This is a genomic window from Bradyrhizobium uaiense (assembly GCF_010811875.1).
Taxonomy (GTDB): domain Bacteria; phylum Pseudomonadota; class Alphaproteobacteria; order Rhizobiales; family Xanthobacteraceae; genus Bradyrhizobium; species Bradyrhizobium uaiense.
Map to the genome: position 1 here is coordinate 1 of NZ_VKHP01000082.1, position 19,755 is coordinate 19,755.

16 protein-coding genes and 1 pseudogene are annotated in these 19,755 nt (G+C 64.0%); 12 read left to right on the top strand and 5 right to left on the bottom strand.

Annotation, left to right across the window (positions count from 1 at the left end; translation table 11 throughout):
* Positions 1–25: 25 nt before the first annotated feature.
* From FNJ47_RS20365 to FNJ47_RS20395, 7 genes and pseudogenes are all read left to right on the top strand, one after another.
* Positions 26–961 (top strand): annotated as a pseudogene (locus FNJ47_RS20365) (aldehyde dehydrogenase family protein); the annotation flags it as partial.
* Between the two features lie 80 nt (positions 962–1,041).
* The gene (locus tag FNJ47_RS20370; protein WP_163156208.1) at positions 1,042–1,497 is read left to right on the top strand and encodes an RbsD/FucU family protein; all 456 of its coding nucleotides are present in this window, start codon (positions 1,042–1,044) and stop codon (positions 1,495–1,497) included.
* 4 nt (positions 1,498–1,501) lie between these two features.
* On the top strand, positions 1,502–2,428 hold the full coding sequence (gene rbsK / locus FNJ47_RS20375) for a ribokinase (RefSeq protein WP_163156210.1): 927 nt from the start codon (positions 1,502–1,504) through the stop codon (positions 2,426–2,428).
* A gap of 7 nt (positions 2,429–2,435) precedes the next feature.
* A complete protein-coding gene (locus FNJ47_RS20380) occupies positions 2,436–3,311 on the top strand; it encodes a carbohydrate ABC transporter permease (protein ID WP_163156212.1) in 876 nt (291 codons plus the stop codon).
* Positions 3,308–4,345, top strand: coding sequence for a carbohydrate ABC transporter permease (locus FNJ47_RS20385; protein ID WP_163156214.1), 1,038 nt, complete (start codon positions 3,308–3,310; stop codon positions 4,343–4,345). Before FNJ47_RS20380 ends, FNJ47_RS20385 begins: the two co-directional genes overlap by 4 nt.
* A 48-nt stretch (positions 4,346–4,393) precedes the next feature.
* The gene (locus FNJ47_RS20390; protein ID WP_347341693.1) at positions 4,394–5,833 is read left to right on the top strand and encodes an extracellular solute-binding protein; all 1,440 of its coding nucleotides are present in this window, start codon (positions 4,394–4,396) and stop codon (positions 5,831–5,833) included.
* An 83-nt stretch (positions 5,834–5,916) separates the two neighbouring features.
* Positions 5,917–7,008 (top strand): ABC transporter ATP-binding protein, encoded by a 1,092-nt coding sequence (locus FNJ47_RS20395; RefSeq protein WP_163156218.1) that lies wholly within the window; start codon positions 5,917–5,919, stop codon positions 7,006–7,008.
* A gap of 27 nt (positions 7,009–7,035) precedes the next feature.
* Here FNJ47_RS20395 and FNJ47_RS20400 read toward each other — a convergent pair whose 3' ends face one another.
* Positions 7,036–8,034, bottom strand: coding sequence for a helix-turn-helix transcriptional regulator (locus FNJ47_RS20400; RefSeq protein WP_165445777.1), 999 nt, complete (start codon positions 8,032–8,034; stop codon positions 7,036–7,038).
* A gap of 378 nt (positions 8,035–8,412) precedes the next feature.
* Here FNJ47_RS20400 and FNJ47_RS20405 point away from each other — a divergent pair, with 378 nt between their 5' ends.
* The 3 genes from FNJ47_RS20405 (at position 8,413) to FNJ47_RS20415 (ending at position 10,912) form a co-directional block, all read left to right on the top strand.
* Positions 8,413–8,772 carry a BA14K family protein gene (locus FNJ47_RS20405; RefSeq protein WP_236000007.1) on the top strand — a complete coding sequence of 120 codons (360 nt, stop codon included), beginning with the start codon at positions 8,413–8,415 and terminating at the stop codon, positions 8,770–8,772.
* Positions 8,773–9,056: 284 nt separating this feature from the next.
* On the top strand, positions 9,057–10,310 hold the full coding sequence (serA, locus tag FNJ47_RS20410) for a phosphoglycerate dehydrogenase (RefSeq protein WP_163156222.1): 1,254 nt from the start codon (positions 9,057–9,059) through the stop codon (positions 10,308–10,310).
* Positions 10,311–10,501: 191 nt separating this feature from the next.
* Positions 10,502–10,912, top strand: coding sequence for a ribonuclease E inhibitor RraB (locus FNJ47_RS20415; protein WP_163156224.1), 411 nt, complete (start codon positions 10,502–10,504; stop codon positions 10,910–10,912).
* Between the two features lie 91 nt (positions 10,913–11,003).
* On the opposite strand, the gene FNJ47_RS20420 is transcribed toward FNJ47_RS20415, so the two are convergent.
* On the bottom strand, positions 11,004–12,440 hold the full coding sequence (locus tag FNJ47_RS20420) for a helix-turn-helix domain-containing protein (protein WP_163156226.1): 1,437 nt from the start codon (positions 12,438–12,440) through the stop codon (positions 11,004–11,006).
* A 146-nt stretch (positions 12,441–12,586) separates the two neighbouring features.
* Here FNJ47_RS20420 and FNJ47_RS20425 point away from each other — a divergent pair, with 146 nt between their 5' ends.
* Both FNJ47_RS20425 and FNJ47_RS20430 read left to right on the top strand, forming a co-directional pair.
* Positions 12,587–14,224 (top strand): isocitrate lyase, encoded by a 1,638-nt coding sequence (locus FNJ47_RS20425; protein ID WP_163156228.1) that lies wholly within the window; start codon positions 12,587–12,589, stop codon positions 14,222–14,224.
* Positions 14,225–14,445: 221 nt separating this feature from the next.
* Positions 14,446–14,832, top strand: a complete 387-nt coding sequence (locus tag FNJ47_RS20430) for a DUF4269 domain-containing protein (RefSeq protein WP_206685331.1) — start codon at positions 14,446–14,448, stop codon at positions 14,830–14,832.
* Between the two features lie 151 nt (positions 14,833–14,983).
* Here the strand turns inward: FNJ47_RS20430 and FNJ47_RS20435 are convergent, their stop codons facing one another.
* From FNJ47_RS20435 to FNJ47_RS20445, 3 genes are read right to left on the bottom strand one after another with little or no spacing between them, the layout of a single operon-like run.
* A complete protein-coding gene (locus tag FNJ47_RS20435) occupies positions 14,984–16,195 on the bottom strand; it encodes a PepSY-associated TM helix domain-containing protein (protein WP_163156230.1) in 1,212 nt (403 codons plus the stop codon).
* Positions 16,188–17,210, bottom strand: a complete 1,023-nt coding sequence (locus FNJ47_RS20440; protein WP_163156232.1) for an extracellular solute-binding protein — start codon at positions 17,208–17,210, stop codon at positions 16,188–16,190. Before FNJ47_RS20440 ends, FNJ47_RS20435 begins: the two co-directional genes overlap by 8 nt.
* Before the next feature lies 1 nt (position 17,211).
* A complete protein-coding gene (locus FNJ47_RS20445; RefSeq protein WP_163156266.1) occupies positions 17,212–19,545 on the bottom strand; it encodes a TonB-dependent siderophore receptor in 2,334 nt (777 codons plus the stop codon).
* Positions 19,546–19,755 lie beyond the last annotated feature (210 nt).

Sequence of the window (19,755 nt, forward strand, 5' to 3'; positions counted from 1 at the left end):
CGGCGAAGGCAGGTATGAGTAAACCAAGCCGAAGGCCTGGATTGGCGGCAAGGCTGGGGCCAGGACGTTGCCGCTGCCGACGGCGGCCGGCGCCGGCACCGGATTCGACGTGCCGCCGATCGATCGAACGGCAAAACTGTTCGTCGGCGGCAAGCAGGTCCGTCCGGACGGCAACTATTCGCGTGCGGTGCTCTCGCCGAAAGGCCGCCGTCTCGGCGAAGCAGGCGAGGGCAATCGCAAGGACATCCGCAATGCGGTGGCTGCGGCGCGCTCGGCCGAGTCGTGGGCGCGGGCGACGGCGCATAATCGCGCCCAGATCCTCTATTACCTTGCCGAGAATCTGTCCGCGCGCGGCGACGAGTTCGCCCGCCGTATCGCCGACATGACCGGTGTTACGGGCGCAAAAGCGCGCACGGAAGTCGATGCCAGCATCGAACGGCTGTTCGGCTATGGCGCCTGGGCCGACAAATACGAAGGATCAATCCACGCGCCGCCGCTGCGCGGCGTGGCGCTCGCGATGCATGAGCCGATCGGCGTGGTTGGTGTCGCCTGTCCCGACGAGGCGCCGTTGCTCGGCTTCATCAGCCTGGTGGCTCCGTTGATTGCGATGGGCAACCGGGTCGTCGCCGTGCCGAGCGAACGGCATCCGCTCGCCGCGACTGACTTCTACCAGGTGCTCGAGACCTCGGACGTGCCGGGCGGTGTGGTCAACATCGTCACCGGGGACCGCAACGATCTGGTCAAGGTGCTTGCCGAGCATGACGATGTCGACGCGCTCTGGGCCTTCGGATCGCAGGAGGCTTCCACGGCAGCGGAACGATACTCGATCGGCAATCTCAAGCGGACGCTGGTCGATCATGGCCTCGCTCTCGACTGGTACGACAAGGCCGCGAGCGAGGGCCCGATCCTGCTCCGCCACGCCGTGCAGGTGAAGAACATCTGGGTTCCGTATGGCGACTAAAGAAGTCACGTTGCGCTGATATGAATGGGGATCCGGACCGTCAGAGTCCGGTGAATTTAAAGACGAGGGAGGGACGCAACATGCTCAAGGGCATCAATCCATTGCTCAATGCCGACGTGCTCTATGCCCTGCGGGCGATGGGGCACGGTGATCGCCTCGTGGTGTGCGACACCAATTTTCCGGCCGACTCGATCGCCCGGCAGAGCGCGCTTGGCGAACTACTGCGCATCGACAATGTGAGCGCCGCCAAGGCGGTCGAAGCCGTGCTCTCGGTGATGCCGCTCGACACGTTCGTCGACGATGCCGCGATCCGCATGGAGATTGTCGGCCAGCCTCAGGAAGTGCCGCCCGTGCAGCGCGAGGTGCAGGCCGCAATCGACGGCGCCGAGGGACGGTCCTGGCCGCTGGTCGGCGTCGAGCGCCATGCCTTCTACGAGAAGGCCAAGACGGCGTACTGCGTGATCACGACCGGCGAGCGGCGCTTCTACGGCTGCTTCCTGTTCAGCAAGGGCGTTGTCGCGCCGGACGGGGAGTGACGACATGAGCAGGAATGGCGTCGCCGTCCTCGGCGTCTTCGTCGTCGACCTCGCGTTCCGTGCCGGCAACATGCCGGCGATCGGCGAGACCATCGCCGGATCGGGATTCGCCATGGGGCCCGGCGGCAAGGGATCCAACCAGGCCGTCGCGGCCGCGCGGGCCGGCGCCAGCGTGAGTTTCATCTCGCGGATCGGCAGCGATGCCTTCGGCGAGCTTGCGATCAAGACCTGGGAGACCGAGGGAATTCGGCCGCGCGTGGCCAGGACGGCGGAAGCGCCGACCGGCGCAGCCTTCATTTACGTCCACGAGACGCGCGGCGACAACGCGATCATCGTGGTGCCTGGTGCGGCAGGCGCCATCAGCCCGGCTGACGTTGACGCCGCGGCTGACGCTATCAGCGGCTCCCGCGTGTTCGTGACGCAGCTCGAGCAGCCGGTCGATGCGGCGCGGCGCGGGCTCGAGATCGCGCGCACCGCCGGCAGCATCACGGTGTTCAATCCGGCGCCGGCGATCAAGTTCGACGACGATGGCCTGTTTGCGCTCTGCGATTATGTCGTCCCCAACGAGACCGAGGCCGAAGGGCTGACCGGCATCGCGGTGAGCGACCTCGCGGCGGCGCGCCGCGCCGGCGATGCCCTGCTGGCGAAAGGCGCGGGCACGGCGCTGATCACCCTCGGCGAGCGTGGCGCGTTGTTTCATGCGCGGGATCGCTCGCTGCACGTCGCGCCGTTCGCGGCCGGCAAGGTGGTGGAAACCGCAGGCGCGGGCGACGCATTCGTCGGCGGTTTCGCGGCGGCGCTCGCCGATGGCGCTGATCCGCTCGAGGCGGCGCGCTTCGGTTCGGCGACGGCCGGAATCTCGGTGACCCGTCCCGGCACCGCGCCCGCGATGCCGCGGCGGGCGGAGATCGACGCGCTGCTGAAGGGATGATGCTGCGATGATGCGGAATGATCCGATCAAGCATGTCTTCATCTGGCCGGCGGTGCTCGTCGTGCTGGCGATCTCGATCTTTCCGCTGATCTATTCGCTGACCACGAGTTTCCTGAGCTATCGCCTGATTCCGCCAATCCCGCCGCGGGTGGTCTGGCTCGGCAACTATGCCACGCTGCTGCAGGAGCCGCGGTTCTGGAGTGCGCTCTTCACCACGACGCTGATCGCCTTCATCGCGGTCGGGCTGCAATATGCGATCGGGTTCGGCGTCGCGCTGGCGCTGAACGCACGGGTGCCGGGCGAGCGGCTGTTTCGCGTTGCCCTGCTGCTGCCGATGCTGCTGGCGCCCGTGGCGGTCGCGCTGGTCGCGCGCATGATCTTCAACCCGACCATGGGGCCGCTCAACCAGTTCCTGGCGAAGTTCGGGCTGGCCAACCTGCCATTTCTCACCAACGGACATTGGGCGCTCGCCTGCATCATCGCGGTCGAGGTCTGGCAGTGGACCCCGTTCATCATCCTGATGATGCTGGCCGGTCTGCAAACGCTTCCCGAGGATGTCTACGAGGCCGCCGAGCTCGAGAATGCCAGCGCCTGGCAGCAGTTCTGGGGCATCACGTTTCCGATGATGCTGCCGATCTCGGCTGCGGTCGTCTTCATCCGCCTAATCGAGAGCTACAAGATCATGGACACCGTCTTCGTGATGACCGGCGGCGGGCCGGGCGTGGACACCGAGACACTGACATTGTTCGCCTATCAGGAAGGCTTCAAGAAGTTCAATCTTGGCTACACGTCGGCGCTCAGCTTCCTGTTCCTGATCGCGATCACGATCATCGGCGTCACCTATCTGGCGCTGCTGCGGCCGCATCTGGAGAAGCGCCGATGAGCGGACATGGCTTGACCGGACTGTCACCATGGAGCCGCCGCCTGGTCGCAGTCGGCGTCCTCGTCTGGTGCCTGATCACGGTGTTTCCGCTCTATTGGGTGGTGGTGACGGCATTCAAGACACCACCGGGCGTCGTCGGCGGGCCGACCTATCTGCCGTTCATCGACTTCACGCCGACCTTGCAGCCCTTCATCGATCTCTATCAGGGGATCCGCGGCGAGTTCTTCCGGACCTTCCTGAACTCGACCATCGTCGGCCTCTCCGCGGCGGCGATTGCCACTGCGATCGGCGCGATGGCGGCCTATGCGCTGGTGCGGTTCGAATTCAAGGTAAGACTTGGCGCGGGCCTGGTGTTCTTCCTGCTCGCTCTCGGCGGCTATCTGCTGTTCAACGCGACGTTCGGATTTACGCGCCCGCAGGCGCTGTTGCTCGCCTTTCCGATTGCGCTGATCGCAGCCGTCGTCGCCAACCGACTGCCGTTGCCCGGACCGATTCTCGGCAACGAGGACATCCTGTTCTGGTTCGTCAGTCAGCGCATGTTCCCGCCGATCGTCACGGCGTTTGCGCTGTATCTGCTCTACAGCGAGATCGGCCGGCTCGGCTTCCAGCTGATCGACAGCTTCGTGGGCTTGACGCTGTGCTATGTCGCCTTCTCGCTGCCGATCGTGGTCTGGCTGATGCGCGACTTCTTCGAGGCGGTCCCGATCGAGGTCGAAGAGGCGGCGATGGTCGACAACGTGCCGAGCTGGCGCATCTTCATCGGCATCGTGGTGCCAATGTCGATGAACGGGCTGCTGGCGACGTTCATGATCACGCTGGCCTTCGTCTGGAACGAGTTTCTGTTCGCGCTGTTCCTGACCAATTCCAGATGGCAGACGCTGCCCATTCTGGTGGCCGGACAGAACAGCCAGCGCGGCGACGAATGGTGGGCGATATCGGCTGCGGCGCTCGTCGCAATCGTTCCCATGATGATCATGGCAGGCCTGCTCAGCCGCATGATGCGGTCGGGCCTGCTGCTCGGGGCCATCAAATAGCAAAAACTGTGTAGGGAGGACTAGACGATGTTGCGACGGACGTTCCTGATGCTGACCACCTCGCTCGCGATCGCGGGTGCTGCGAGCCAGGCGAATGCTGCCTGTAGTCCGGATTATACCGGCGTCACCCTGACGGTGGCGTCGCAGACCGGACCGTATATCGCCTCCGCGCTCAAGCTCGGCGCCGACGAATGGGCCAAGAAGACCTGCGGCAAGGTCAATGTCGTCGAGTTTCCCTGGTCCGAGCTCTATCCGAAGATCGCGACATCGCTGACCGCGTCGGACGCGACGTTCGACCTCGTCAGCTTCGCGCCGGCCTGGCTGCCGGACTTCGTGCCCTATCTCAGCGAGATGCCGAAGGAGATGCAGTCTGGCAAGGATTGGGACGACATCGAGCCGGCCTATCGTGAACGCCTGATGGTGTGGGAAGGCAAGATCTACTCGCAATCGATGGACGGCGACGTCCACACCTATACCTACCGCACCGACCTGTTCAGCGATCCCAAGGAGAAGGACGCCTTCAAGGCCAAATACGGCTACGACCTCGCGCCGCCGAAGACCTGGAAACAGTATCTCGACATCGCGGAGTTCTTCCAGCGACCCGACAAGGGCCTGTGGGGCACGGCGGAAGCCTTCCGCCGCGGCGGTCAGCAGTTCTGGTTCTTCTTCAGCCATGCGGCGGCCTACGCCAACAATCCGAACTATCCGGGCGCGATGTTCTTCGACCCCGAGACCATGGACGCGCAGATCAACAACCCGGGCTGGGTGAAGGGGCTCGAGGAATACATCCGCGCATCGAAGCTTGGGCCGCCCAACGCGCTGAACTTCTCGTTCGGCGAGGTGAACGCGGCCGTGGCCGGCGGCCAGGTCGCGGAATCGATCGGCTGGGGCGACACCGGTGTCATCGCCGCCGACCCGAAGCAGTCGAAGATCTCGGGTAAGGTCGGCTCGGCGATGCTGCCCGGCTCAGACGAGATCTGGAACGCGAAGACCAAGAAGTGGGATAAATTCTCGAGCGTCATTCCGGGCCCGTTCATGGCATTCGGCGGCTGGCAGATCGCGGTGCCGAAGGCCGGCAAGAACCAGAAGGCGGCGTGGGACTTCGTCAAGACGCTGACAAGTCCTGACGTGTCGGGCCAGGCGGCGATCACCGGCGGCAGCGGCGTCAATCCCTATCGCAAATCGCACACCGCCAATCTGCAATTGTGGAGCAAGATCTTCTCGCCGGAAGAGGCCAAGGAATATCTCGGCGCGCAATCGGACTCGATCAATGCCAAGAACGTCGCGCTCGACATGCGTCTGCCCGGCTACTTCTCCTACACCGAGGTGGTGGAGATCGAGCTCGGTAAGGCACTGGCCGGCCAGACCACGCCGCAGGCCGCGCTCGACGCGATGGCCAAAGAGTGGAATCGGCTGACCGACGAGTTCGGCCGGGCCAAGCAGCTCGCGGCCTATCGCGCCGCGATGGGCCTTCCGCCGAAGAACTAGCTTTTGACCGGGGCGTCCCGGATGATGCGTGAGCGTCGTCCGGGACTTTATCTGCCGTCGACGAAGCGACGGAAAAGGATTCCATGGCGCACGTCGAGATCGAGAACGTCAGCAAGGCATACGGGCCCTACAAGATCATCGAAGGCCTCGACCTCAACGTGGCCGACGAGGAATTTGTCGTGCTGGTCGGCCCGTCCGGCTGCGGCAAGACCACGACGTTGCGCATGATCGCAGGGCTGGAGGCCGTCACCAGCGGCACCATCCGCATCGGCAACCGCGACGTGACGCAGCTGCGACCGGGCTTGCGCAATTGCGCGATGGTGTTCCAGAACTACGCGCTATATCCGCACATGACGGTCGGCGAGAATATCGGCTACGGCATGAAGGTGCGCGGCGAGCAGCGCGCCAGCATCGAGAAGGCCGTCAACGACGTGGCCCGCGTGCTTGACCTCGAGCAATATTTGCAGCGCCGGCCCAAGCAGCTTTCCGGCGGCCAGCGCCAGCGCGTGGCGATCGGCCGTGCCATCGTGCGCAGCCCGGACGTTTTCCTGTTCGACGAGCCGTTGTCCAATCTCGACGCCAAGCTCCGTATCGAGATGCGGACCGAGATCAAGGCACTGCACCGTCGCCTTGCCAAGACGATCGTCTATGTCACGCACGACCAGGTCGAAGCCATGACGATGGCCGACCGCGTCGTGGTGATGAACAAGGGGCGGATCGAGCAGGCGGCCGATCCGATCACGATCTACGAGAAGCCGAGCAATCTCTTCGTTGCCGGCTTCATGGGCGCACCGAGCATGAACTTCATCCATGGCGAGATCACAGCCCGCGACGGCGCGCTCACCTTCACCGAGCCGTCGGGCACGGCGTTGCGAATACCGAAGTCGCGGGAGGCGGCCTATGCGGGCAGCGTCGGCAAGCCCGTGGTGCTTGGCGTGCGTCCCGATCATGTGTTGCGCGAAGGCGCGCCCGCGGGCTCTTCGATCCGCATACTTGTGAAGGACGTGGAGCCGCTCGGGCCGCACACGCTGGTGATCGGGACCGTCGGCGCTTTCGCGTTCACGGCGCAGATGCCGGTCGGTGTTGCCGCGGAGCCGGACCATGTGATCGATGTCGCGCTCGATCTCGAGCGGACGCATTTGTTCGACAAGGCGTCGGGAGTGGCCATTGCCTGATCTGCCGCCGGCGCAACAATCGCCCGCCTAGTTGCAGAACCCTCGCGCTCGCCGGACCGTATCGGACGGATACAGGCCAAATGCGGAGCGGTAAATCGCCGCGAAACGGCCCATGTGCGTAAAGCCCCACTTCAGTGCAACCTCGCTGACCGGAAGCATGTTCTCCGGTCGCGACAGTTCATCGTGGATTGCCTCAAGTCGAATTTGTCGCAAATAGGCGACCGGCGTCGTGCCGTGGATCTTGCGGAATCCCAGTTGCAGCAATCGGCTGCTGACGCCAGCCGTCCCGGCAATATCTGCGATCGTCAGCGGCAGATGGGGATTGGCGCGCATATATTCGACCGCCCGCCGGATGTAACGCGGCGGCGCGTCCGGTGGGTAGCGGTTCAACCGGTCGGTCAGCCGGTGGGGGACATTCTCGAGGATGAGCTGCAGCGCAGCCTCGGATAACAGCGCGCTGGCTTTCGGAGAGCGTGCCAGGATGCCGTCATACAGACCGGTGGCGCTCGCGCGAATGAGCTGAAGAAGGGTCTGCCCGGCGCCGGTCGACAGATCGACGATCGGCGTCAAATTGAGATCTTCCAGCGCCGTGTTCCCGAACGTCGCGGACAGCACCTTCGACACCATGCCCGTGTGCAAGGTGAGCGTCACGCTCGAGTATCTTCCATCGATCGCTTCGACCCGCTGCGCTTGCATCGTCGGAAGCGGCACGATGGCGATCTCGGATGGGGTTCGCTGGACGCTCTTGCCTGCAATGAGCATTTCGGCCTTGCCGGCATTCAGCAGGCTGATTGCAAGCTCTCCCGACGTGCTCTCGTAGGAATAGTGCCAATCCCAACCGGCAGACAGATCCGCCCGCACGACGTCGATTTCTGCTCCAATGGCAACATCCGTATGCCATCGAAACGCGTCCTCAGGCCGCGGTGAGGAGTGCGCATTGATCCCATGAGGATGGAGTATCTCCAGCAGCTCCTCGAACGAAGATCCCGAACGCGTCGGTGGTGCAGCGAGAATGTCTTCGACCATCAAATCCTAACCATCGGATGTTTGCCGTCCGCCACACGCATAGACCACACCACCACATTAGCACAGCTTTGGTGAGTTCGGCTCGAGCTCTCCGCGATCGCGTCAATATCCGATTTTCGAATGAGATATCCGGATCGCGCAATCGGCTGCCAAAGGTAACATTTGATCGAATCCGCTCGCCCGTATTGCGTGAACGTTCCGACTTCAATTCGGGGCGCTGACGTTTTGAGAGCGCGAGCGAAAGCAGGAGTTGCGCGCGCTTGCATTCGACCTTGCTAGCCACAATCCGAATGCCTCCATCCGGAATGCGATGCGGTCCATGGACTCATCGCCCATTTGGCCTAAATGCTTTCGACCTACTCAAACGCAGGAGATATGATGCGTAGGGCTCGCTTTCTGAAAGTCGTTTTGACGGCCACCACCGGCGTTATGATGTTTTCCGCCTCCGCGATCTCGGCTCCGCTCCAGCACGGCGCCGGTGTTGCGGCGGCGGTGCCGGCAGTGACCGAGAAGGTCTGGTGCCGTTATGGGAATTGCGATGGCGGCGCCGCGGTCGGCGGGCTGGTCGGTGGCCTCATCGGCGGCGTCATCGCGGCTGGTGCGGCCAACGCCGCCGCGCAGCAGGAAGCTGCCGCGGCCCAGCAGCACGCGACGTCGTGCGCGCAGCGCTATCGCTCATACGATCCGGCGTCGAATACGTTCCAGGCAAAGGACGGCCGGCGCTATCCCTGCCAGTAAGCGTTTGAGGTCCGGCAACGCCTGCTCCGGCCGGTGAGCCGGAGCAGGCGTTCGACCGCCCCGGGAGCCGCAACGGGACCTCTGCCGGCGAATTGAGCAGGATATTCGGCTGAATCGGCTCCCGCCCTGCGTCTGGATGCGCGGATCGAGCGTGCTTTATCGGAAATCGCAGGGCGGGCCGCCGACTGCGGCTTCTGACGCGATTGTTTTCTATGTTATCACCTGATCCATCGAAACTGCGCTCGTGGCAGGACCTGCCCGAACCCTGGCGAATCTGGATCTCGATGATGTTATCGCTTCCCAAGACCAAAATACGTGTGCTGCTGCTGGAGGGCGTGAATGATTCCGCGGTCCGGATGTTCGAGGCGAACGGCTATACCGAGCTGCAGCGCCTGCCCAAGGCGCTGGGACCCAAAGAGCTCAGGCAGGCGCTGTCGGGCATCCATATGCTGGGAATTCGGTCGCGGACCCAGTTGACCGCGGAAATCCTCGAGGCCGCCGACCGATTGCTCGTTGTCGGCTGCTTTTCGGTCGGCACCAATCAGGTGGATCTCGACGCCGCGCGAAAGCTCGGAATCCCCGTATTCAACGCGCCATACTCCAACACCCGCAGCGTGGCGGAGCTGACCATCGCCGAGATCGTCATGCTGTTTCGCCGGATCTTTCCGCGTTCGGTCTCCGCACATGCCGGCGGCTGGGACAAGTCCGCCGAAGGCAGCCGCGAGGTGCGCGGCAAGACGCTGGGCATCGTCGGCTACGGCAACATCGGCTCGCAGCTGTCGAACCTCGCCGAAGCCATGGGCATGCGGGTGATCTATTTCGATCAGACCGACAAGCTCCGCCATGGCAATACCGAGCCCGCCGACTCGCTTGACGCGTTGCTCGCCGCGAGCGATGTCGTATCGCTGCACGTGCCGGAGACGCCCACCACCGCCAAAATGATCGGCGCAGCCCAGCTCCAGCTGATGAAGCCTGAGGCCTATCTGATTAACAACTCACGCGGCACCGTGGTCGATCTCGATGCGCTGGCGAGCGCCTTGCGCGAGGGCAGGCTGGCGGGGGCCGCGGTCGACGTGTTTCCGGTCGAGCCGGTGTCGAACGAGGCGCGCTTTGTCTCGCCGCTGCAGGGCCTCCCCAACGTCATCCTCACGCCGCATGTCGGCGGTTCGACGGAAGAAGCGCAGGACCGCATCGGCGGCGAAGTTGCACGCAAGCTGATCGATTATTCCGATGTCGGGTCGACCTTCGGCGCGGTCAACTTTCCGCAGGTGCAATTGCCGGCGCGACCGACCGGCACCCGCTTCATCCATGTTCACCGCAATGTTCCGGGCGTCATGCGTCAGGTCAACGACGCGGTGTCCCGGCACGGGATCAACATCCTCGCGCAATATCTGCAGACCGATCCGGAAGTCGGCTATGTCGTGCTCGAGACCGACGTTGTCGGCGGCGAGGGCGAGGGGCTCCTGGCCGACCTGAAAGACATTGACGGCACCATCCGCGCGCGGGTGCTGTATGACCAGAACCGGCCGCAGGGGTGATCGACCGCGTCAGTCCGCCGAGAAGCCGAACGGGACGCTCGAGGTTCTGAAATCGTCGGGGAGAATCTCGCGCCCGATCGGCGGCGCCGACCTTACCGAGGCAGCACCTATTGGACCCAGTTATGCGACACGATCCTTAAGTGTTACCGACACCCGAATGTGGGTGAGTGACGGAGTGAAGAGAGATTATCATGCGGGTCGCCCCGATTGCACTTGTCCTTATCGGCCTGATCTTTGTGCCCTTTCGTTCAATACTGGCAGAATCGTCAAGTTTGGATGCCAAAATTCGCTTGGAGTTTTCTGTCGCGGCGACACAGTTCGAAGAGCTGCGCAACACCCTAATCCAGTTTGCACAAAGTGAAGGGTTTGAGGTCGATGATATTGGAGCCCAGATGCCTTCCAAAGGTGGTCGGCGCGTGTTCTGGTTGAACCTTCACAAACGAACGATGGAAGTTGAGATTCTAAACATCCGGAAGGCGGATTCCATGTTCATCTGGATCTATGAACTCGAACCGAATGTGGAGTTCAAGGCAGAGGTCTCAAAGCTTCAGGAAGTTCTGCGAGTGAAATGGCCCGACCTCGCTCCGTACAGAGGCCTCTAAGGTCAGCCTCGCAGATGATCCAAACCCGACCGTGGGGAGCTGGCGTCCGCGGCGTTCCGCGGCACCAATCTGCTTCGCCTGCCGCATGTCCTCAGTCCGCCGAGAAGCCGAACGGGACGCTCGAGGTTCTGAAATCGTCAGGGAGAATCTCGCGCCCGATCGGCGGCGCCGAGCGCGCTGCGCATCGCGGGCGATGACAGACCCGGCAGGCGACGCCGACCGGCGTCGGCTCATCCGCGTTCGGCCCCTGTCCGTCGCGCGTGTAGATCAACTGGCCCGCATGCTCGGCTGCGCAGCCGATCGCGATCGCCCGTTCCACGCGGATGGCGCCGAACGCGCCACCGCCGGCGGTCACGGTGCGGGCGATCGAAAAGAACCGCTGACCGTCGGGCAATTCCAGCCATTGCGTGACGATCTGGCGCGGCGTCTTGAAGATGTCGTGGACCGACCACAGCGGACAGGCCCCGCCGTGCTTCGCAAACGGGAAGCCGGCGCCATCGAGCAGCTTGGAAATGTTGCCGGCGGGATCGACGCGGATCAGGAAGAACGGGATCTTTTCGAGACCCGGCCGCTGCAAGGTCGTGACGCGGTGCGCGGTCTGCTCGAAGCTGGTGCCGAATTGGCGCGCCAGCGCCTCCAGGTCGTAGCGGCGCGTCTCGACCGCTTTCGCAAACACCGAATACGGCATGATGAGTGCGGCCGCGGCATAGGCGGCAAGCGCGCGGCGGGCCAGCAACTCGGCGCTCTTGCTGGTGAACTTGCCGTCTTCCACCGCCGCGCCGATCTCGTCTTCCAGCTCCAGATAAGCGAGTTGCTTGGCGAGCTGGAAATTGAGGCCTGCGGTATCGAGCGAGTCCTCGAGCAGCAATTGTCGGCGATGCAGGTCCAGTCGCCTGACCGAACCGAGCATGACGTTGGGTGGCAGATAGCGGACCTGAAGCTTATGGCGATCGCGAAGCCGCTCGATGAATCCGGCTGGTCCGGCCGGCTCATGGACGAGCCGCTCGGCGGCATCGTCGAGATTGGCGAAATTGTTGCGGCGCGCGGCGAGAAAGCGCCGGACTTCCGCAACGGGGTCGTTGGCGTCGAAGTTCTCGCCCGGCAATAGCGCTGCGCCCGCCAGGTCCGGCGCCCGTCGCTCCGCGAGCGCCAGCTGCTCTTCGCGATAGGCGGTATAGAGGCGCAGGAACGCCTCGGTCATTCCGGGATAGCTGACCGCGAGGTCGCTGACTTCGAGGGTGGGGATGTCGATGTCGGCAAACATCGGCTCCTTCAGGACGGACTGCATGCGCGCGGTGTGGTCGGCGCCGCCATCGCCGGCGAGATCGGCCAGATCGATCTTGTAGGTGCGGGCAAGGCGAAGCAGCATGTCTGCCGTCACCGGGCGCTGATTGCGTTCCAGCAGAGCGACATAGGGGGCCGAGATTTCGAGATCGGCCGCCATATCGGCCTGGGTCAGCCCGAGATCGCGCCGCAGCCGGCGGAGTCGGGGGCCCATGAAAACCGAGCGAGCGCTTGAGGTTGCCATCGCTAAATCCGTCTTGATGTAAGATTCTTACAACAATACATCAGTTTCTTGTAAGTTATGACAAGTTTTCTGCGCCAGGTCTAGCTCCCCACGCCGCCGCGGGTCACAAACGGTGCAGTTATTTCGTCACCGAAGGGATCACGGACATGAACTTCCAACCGCGCGGGATCAGCGACCGGGCCATCCAGGGACCGGCTTCCTATCAGAGCGAGATTGAGGCGGCCGAAGCGCTCCTCAAGACCAAGGACACCTGGAACGGCGTCACCGCGGAAGCCGTTGCGCGCATGCGCCTGCAGAACCGCTTCAAGACCGGTCTGGATGTCGCCCGCTACACGGCTGCGCTGATGCGCGCCGACATGGCCGCCTATGATGCCGACAGCACCAAGTACACCCAGTCGCTCGGCTGCTGGCACGGCTTCATCGCCCAGCAGAAGCTGATCTCGGTCAAGAAGCACTTCGGCAACCCCGACCGCCGTTACCTGTATCTGTCCGGCTGGATGATCGCGGCGCTGCGCTCCGAGTTCGGCCCGTTGCCGGATCAGTCGATGCACGAGAAGACCTCGGTGCCGGCCCTGATCGAAGAGCTCTACACCTTCCTGCGTCAGGCGGATTCCCGCGAGCTCAACGACATCTTCCGCGCGCTCGATGCGGCCCGCAAGGAAGGCGACAAGGCCAAGGAAAAGGCGCTGATCGAGAAGATCGACAACTTCCAGACCCACGTCGTGCCCGTCATCGCCGACATCGACGCCGGCTTCGGCAACGCGGAAGCGACCTACCTGCTCGCCAAGAAGATGATCGAGGCGGGCGCCTGCGCCCTGCAGATCGAGAACCAGGTCTCCGACGAGAAGCAGTGCGGCCACCAGGACGGCAAGGTGACCGTGCCGCACGAGGTCTTCATCGCGAAGATCCGTGCCTGCCGCCATGCGTTCCTCGAGCTCGGCGTCGAAGACGGCATCATCGTGACCCGTACCGACTCGCTCGGCGCCGGCCTGACGCAGCAGATCGCCGTGAGCCACAAGCCCGGCGACCTCGGCGACCAGTACAACAGCTTCCTCGATTGCGAGGAAATCACGGCTGCCAACGCGCGGAACGGCGACGTCATCATCAACCAGAACGGCAAGATGATGCGCCCGAAGCGTCTGCCCAGCAACCTCTACCAGTTCCGTCCCGGCACTGGTGCGGATCGCTGCGTGCTCGACTGCATCACCTCGCTGCAGAACGGTGCTGACCTGTTGTGGATCGAGACCGAGAAGCCGCATATCGAGCAGATCGCTTCGATGGTCGATCGCATCCGCAAGGTCATTCCGAACGCGAAGCTTGCCTACAACAACTCGCCTTCCTTCAACTGGACCCTCAACTTCCGTTGGCAGGTCTATGACGCGATGAAGGAAGCCGGCAAGGATGTCAGCAAGTACAACCGCGCCGAACTGATGAAGGTGGAATACGACGCTACGCCGCTGGCGATCGAGGCCGACGAGCGTATCCGTACCTTCCAGGCGGATTCGGCGAAGCGCGCCGGTATCTTCCACCACCTGATCACGCTGCCGACCTATCACACGGCTGCGCTGTCGACCGACAATCTCGCGAAGGAGTATTTCGGCGAGCAGGGCATGCTCGGTTACGTCAAGAACGTGCAGCGCGCGGAAATCCGTCAGGGCATCGCATGTGCGAAGCATCAGAACATGGCGGGCTCCGACATCGGCGACGACCACAAGGAGTACTTCGCCGGTGAAGCCGCCCTTAAGGCGGGCGGTGCCCACAACACGATGAACCAGTTCGGCTAATCGAACGGATCATTCCGACTATCGGCTGGACAGGCTGGCTTGCGAGCAGCCGCCCGTCCGCCGGCGTGACGGGGGCGGTTTCGACCACGGTGACGCGGTCGAGATCGCCCCCGCAGCGTTTACAAGGCCGCTTTCTCTCGTCTTCCGCTCATTCGTGGAGGCTCCCGCATTCGACGCGAGCGTGGTATTGCGGCGCTGCGATCTCGAGGGCGTGCCACGCGATGACCGTCGGAGACTACATATCCGCCGTCACCAGCTCTGCCGTGATGGAGCTGCTGAAGCCGTTCGATCCCCGCGTCGTCGGAACACTGCCGCTCGGCCTTGCCGTGCCCGGCAGCGACATCGATATCGTCTGCCATGCGCCCGATCCGGATCTCTTCGCGGACGCGGTCTGGACCCATTATCAATCGGCTGATGATTTCATTCTCTACCGCTGGGTCTCGGGAACGCGGCCGGCGATTGCTCGCTTTGTCTTGGATGGCTGGCCGTTCGAACTGTTCGGCGACCAGGATCCGGTGGAGCAGCAGCGCGGTTGGATCCATTTCGAGGTCGAACGACGGCTCGGTCTTGAGGCCGCCTGCCCTCAATCTGCTGACGGCTCGCCGTAGCCCCCCGTCATCAAACGCAAGCAGCCGGCGTTCGCCGCGGCGCTCGGCATATCCGGCGATCCCTACCGCGGATTGCTCGAACTTGGAGCCGAAACCGACGCCGAGTTGCGCAGTCGGCTCGCGGCCTGCGACCTCCGCTGATCGTTGAGGTTCACTCGCCCGGAACCAGGCTTGCGACCGACGGCGGCGCGAGGCGGCGGTGTCTGCGGCGGGACAGATAGAGCAGGATGCCGGTCACCACGAATAGCGGCATCATGGCGGCGGCCAGCATGAAGACGAGCTTGCCGGGCCATCCCAGGATAGCGCCGCGGTGGATGTCGAGCACGCCCGCAAGGACGCGCTCGCCGAACCTCTTGTCCGCGTAGCGATCCGACGAGATGACGCGCCCGGTGACGGCATCGATGCGGAATTCGTCACGCACGCTCTCGAGCGAGGAATCCCGCGCCCAAGACCGCACGCGCACCGCTGTGCCTGCGCCGGCCGGAAGGGTCAGCAGAGCCCTGCCGTAATCGTTGTTCTCCTGCTGCAGGAACGCCGACCAGACGTGATCGAACACGAGCGGCGTTGCCTCCGCCTTCGCGTCCGCCCTGGCTTCACCCTTGCTCTCGGCAATCGTCGTGCCGCGGGGTGGCTTCGGCTGCGCTGCGGCGGTGGCCTGAGGGCGCGTCAGCAGCCAGTTGGCGCCGGCCTTGTACCATTCGAACGAGTACCACAGGCCGGTCAGCGTCATCACCAGATAGACCGGCAGCACCCAGGTGCCGATGACTGCGTGCAGCGAGCCGTGCAGGCCGCGGCCGCGCAGTCCCAGATTGGGCTTCAGCCACATCTTGACGCTGCGCGCGCGATGCGGCCAGCGCAGCACGAGGCCTGATATCAGCATCACGATCAGGCAGATCGCGGCTGACCCCGTGATCTTGCGGCCAACGCCATTGCCGTCGCCCGGCAGCAGCAGCCAGCGATGCAGCTTGCGGACGGTGGCGAAGAAGTCCTCGCCGCGCGGCGTGCCGAGCAAATGTCCGTTGTACGGATCGACATAGACCGACGACGGCCGCGTGCCGCCGTCGCTGCGGGCAAAGCGGATGTGCGCAGCGGCCGATGGATCGCTGGACATGGTGACGGCCGAGACCTTGCCGAAATCGCCCGCCGCCTGAAGCCGCGCGACCAGTTCGTCCGGCGTGAGTCGCCGGGGCGCGCTGGCCTCGACGCGCATCATCTGGCTGTTCAGGCTGGCCTCGATCTCATCCTCAAAGGCCATCGTTGCGCCTGTCAGGCCGACCACTGCCCAGAGCAGCGCCAGCACCAGCCCAACGACGGAATGAACCTGCAGCAGGGCGGCCTTGATCGGACGTCGGACATCACTCATCGAAGCCGGCCTTTCGGATCAGGGCGATTGCGGCCGCTTGATGCGCGGCGATCTCATCGACGGGCAGTGCATCGGCAGGGAACGATCCGATACCCTCAACGATCGGCGGCCGCTTCGCGGTCGCAAGCACGGGATATTCCAGCTCGGCGGTCGCAAAGATCGTCTGGGCCCGCGGCGTGACGAGGAATTCGAGGAACGCGCGCGCGGCGGCCGGATGCGGTGCGTGCCGGGCAATCGCGGCGCCAGTCAGATTGACGTGGCTGCCGTTGCCGGTGAACGCGGTCGGCACGGCCTTCACGGCGTCGGCCCATGCGCGCCAATCATTGCCTTCGCGGCTGTCGCGGAGCTGTGCCAGCGCGACCGTGTTGCCGATGCCTATGTCGCAGCGTCCTTCGGCGATCTCGCGGACCACGTCATTGTCCTTGCCGGCCGGCTTGTGGGCGAGATTTCCTTTAACTCCGGCGAGCCAGGTCTGCGTCGCGTCTGTCCCGTGATGCGCGAGATAGGCCGCGATCAGCGCGACATTGTTCCGGTGCGCGGCCGGCCGCATGCACAATTTGCCGCGCCATTTGGGATCGGCGAGTCCTTCATACGTGATTGCGACGAGGGCACTGTCCTTGCGCGCGAACACCACGCGCGGACGAACGGCGAGCGCGATCCACTGGCCGTCGTTGCCGCGCAGGTTCGCCGCCACCGCCTGATCAAGCGCGGGCGATGCAAGCGCCTGTGTCAGCCCGCGCGTCACAAGCTGGGTTGTCTTGTCGAGACCGATGGTGAGCAGCACATCCGCGGGCGAATTGTCGCCTTCCGATGTCAGGCGCTTGACCAAACTGTCCTCGATGAAGACGGTCTTGACCTTGGTACCGCTCGCTGCCGTGAAGGCCGCGATGACGGGCTCGACCAGACTGGCTTCCCGGGTCGAATACAGCGTGAGCTCGTCGGCGCGGACGGTGGTGACGAGCGCGGTGGCAGCCAGGACGGCGAGCAGTCCGATCGCTGTCCGAATCGCGCGCATGCTAGAATTTCACCGTTGCCGAGAGCGAGAAGCGCCGTGCGTCGCCCATCGCCACGGCCAGATTGCTGACGGCCGAGGGATAGTAGACGGTGTCGAACAGGTTCTTGACGTTGAACTGGTAGATCACCGGGAACGACTGCACCTTGGTCTCGTAGGTCGCAAACACATCCGCAACGGTGTAGGCCGGCAGCACGAAGCTGTTCGCGGCATCGCCGGGCCGGTCGCCGACATAGCGCCCGCCGCCGCCGAGACGCAGCCGGCCGGGCAGGGTGGTGCCGAAATCATAGACCAGATAGAGCGATGCGGTGTTGAGCGCGACGTTCTGCAAGGCGTTACAGACGAGCGTCGGATCCTCGGTGACGCGTGCATCGGTATAGGCGTAACTGCCGATCATGCTCCAGCTGTCAGTCAGCCGTCCGGTGACGTCGAGCTCGACGCCGCGCGAGCGAACTTTGCCGGCGGTGCGGTACTCCACGATGCCGGTCGCGGAGTTGAGCTGCGAGACCAGGACGTTCTTCTTGTCGATGTCGTAAAGCGCGAGCGTGCCGGAAATCCGCTTGTTGAAGTCGAACTTGACGCCGGTCTCCCACTGGGTGCCCTCTTCGGGCGCGATGTTGGAGCCGATCACGACGCCGCCGGTGAGCGGAGCGATGGTCGAGGTCGGCTTCAGCGACTGCGTGTAGCTCGCATAGAGCGAGACCTCGTCGGTGAGCTTGAAGACCGCGCCGCCGAGCGGCAGTGCCTTGTCCCCCGAGACGTTGGTGTTGGTGATGAAGGGCCGGCCCCTGCCGGCGATCTGGTCGTAGTCCATGTAGCGCACGCCGCCGACCAGCGCGAAGCGCTCGGTCAGATGCAGCGTGTCCTGGAAGAACAGCGACCACTGGCCGAGCTTGTCGGTCTGGGCGCTGTCGGTGGCGGAGACCGTGGTGCCCGGCGAGATCAGGCCGGAGACCGGATTGTAGAAGTTGAAGCTCGGCGTCGCCTGCCGGATCAGATTGTCGCGGTAGATCGTGCGGTACTGGCCGTCGCCGCCGAACAGCACCTCGCTGCGCATATTGCCGAGCCAGAAATTGCCCTGCACATAGGATGTGCCGTAGCTGGCATTGCTGAGCGAGCCCCACGTGCCGTCATTGCTGCGGGTCTCGACACCGGTCTTGGTGTTGATGCCGGTGATGCGGAGCTGATTGGCGCTGAAGGTCTCGGTATTGTAGCTGTAGGCGGCGAACAGCTTCCAGTCCTGATTCAGCCGGTGCTCGACCGAGGCCTGCATCAGGTCGGACGTTCCCCAAACATTATTGAATGGCTCGTCGAGCCGGCGCGTTGCCGGGATCGCCAGCGGCGCCTTGGTTACGGAATCGAACGCAGTGCCGCGGTCGAACGGCGTGATGAATTCGCGGTGCTCGTAGTTCAACTGGACAGTGGTGTTCTCGCCGTACCAGGCCAGCGACGGCGCGACCAGCATTTCGCGGTGGCGTCCGAAATTGCGCCAATAGTCCTCGCTGACGCCATAGCCGATGAAGCGATAGGCGAGGCCGCCATTGCCGATCGGGCCGGTGATGTCGATCGCTCCGTCAGCGCCGTTCTTGTTGTTGGCGTAGGTCGAGCCGAGCAGGGTCACCGAGCCGTGCTGATAGAGCTCGGGGCGCTTGCTGATCGTGTTGACGATGCCGCCGGGGTCCATGATGCCGTAAAGCAGCGACGCCGGGCCTTTCAGCACCTCGACGCTCTCGACCGCCGCGTTGAGGCTGCGGCCCTGCACCAACGGCATGCCGTTGCGCATGATCGAGCCGTCGCGGTTGTCGCCGAAGCCGCGACGCATCACGGCGTCTTGAGTACCGGCCAGCGTATTGCCCTGGGTGACGCCGCTGACATTGGCAAGCGCGTCGTCGAGATTGCGCGGCAATTGATCCTTCAGCACCTGCTCGGGCACGACGTTGACCGTCTGCGAGGTGTCGAGCGGCGAGGCGCCGCTGCGCAAGGTGGTCGAACTCGGCATCGCGCGGTAGCCGAGCTTGGCTTCGTTCAGCGCCGCGGCACCAGCTGCCGCGCGCTCCGATGGTGTCGGTGGCGGCGGCTGGGCATTCCGGCCGCGCTGCCGTGCTGCGGCGGTCGCCTGCGTTCGCTGCGCTGACGGCGCCGAATTGGTTGCAGGCTTGCGCTTCTGCGTCGGCTGCTCGACCATGACCGGCGGCAGGGCGACGCTCGATTGGGCGCTTGCCGGCGTCACTGCGGAGGAGACATCGGCGAGCAGGAACGCTGCGCCGATCAGCAAATGGGTGCGGCCCTTGTCGGCGGCATTTCGATGGTCGCCGACAACCCGGCGATCAGCATTCACAGGCACTCTTCGACTTCCGATTCACGCGAACTCATTCACGCCGCGCCTCTAGCAGTCGGCGCGCGCGAAAAGAACCGGAGCAGACTTGAATCCCTCTAACCGCGTTGGATTTGAATCGTTCTAAGACGCAGCAAGGCCCGCGCGGGTGCGCGAGCCCTGCACCTTGTGACTTGATTGCCGTATCAGCGCGTCAAATGGTCGCGCGATGCT

Coding starts and splice junctions, on each gene's coding strand:
- FNJ47_RS20430 (WP_206685331.1), top strand. CDS start 14,446: ATGACCGTCGGAGACTACATATCCGCCGTCACCAGCTCTGCCGTGATG.
- FNJ47_RS20380 (WP_163156212.1), top strand. CDS start 2,436: ATGATGCGGAATGATCCGATCAAGCATGTCTTCATCTGGCCGGCGGTG.
- FNJ47_RS20390 (WP_347341693.1), top strand. CDS start 4,394: ATGCTGACCACCTCGCTCGCGATCGCGGGTGCTGCGAGCCAGGCGAAT.
- FNJ47_RS20405 (WP_236000007.1), top strand. CDS start 8,413: ATGCGTAGGGCTCGCTTTCTGAAAGTCGTTTTGACGGCCACCACCGGC.
- FNJ47_RS20395 (WP_163156218.1), top strand. CDS start 5,917: ATGGCGCACGTCGAGATCGAGAACGTCAGCAAGGCATACGGGCCCTAC.
- FNJ47_RS20370 (WP_163156208.1), top strand. CDS start 1,042: ATGCTCAAGGGCATCAATCCATTGCTCAATGCCGACGTGCTCTATGCC.
- rbsK (WP_163156210.1), top strand. CDS start 1,502: ATGAGCAGGAATGGCGTCGCCGTCCTCGGCGTCTTCGTCGTCGACCTC.
- FNJ47_RS20420 (WP_163156226.1), bottom strand. CDS start 12,440: ATGGCAACCTCAAGCGCTCGCTCGGTTTTCATGGGCCCCCGACTCCGC.
- FNJ47_RS20425 (WP_163156228.1), top strand. CDS start 12,587: ATGAACTTCCAACCGCGCGGGATCAGCGACCGGGCCATCCAGGGACCG.
- FNJ47_RS20440 (WP_163156232.1), bottom strand. CDS start 17,210: ATGCGCGCGATTCGGACAGCGATCGGACTGCTCGCCGTCCTGGCTGCC.
- FNJ47_RS20415 (WP_163156224.1), top strand. CDS start 10,502: ATGCGGGTCGCCCCGATTGCACTTGTCCTTATCGGCCTGATCTTTGTG.
- FNJ47_RS20400 (WP_165445777.1), bottom strand. CDS start 8,034: ATGGTCGAAGACATTCTCGCTGCACCACCGACGCGTTCGGGATCTTCG.
- FNJ47_RS20435 (WP_163156230.1), bottom strand. CDS start 16,195: ATGAGTGATGTCCGACGTCCGATCAAGGCCGCCCTGCTGCAGGTTCAT.
- FNJ47_RS20385 (WP_163156214.1), top strand. CDS start 3,308: ATGAGCGGACATGGCTTGACCGGACTGTCACCATGGAGCCGCCGCCTG.
- serA (WP_163156222.1), top strand. CDS start 9,057: ATGATGTTATCGCTTCCCAAGACCAAAATACGTGTGCTGCTGCTGGAG.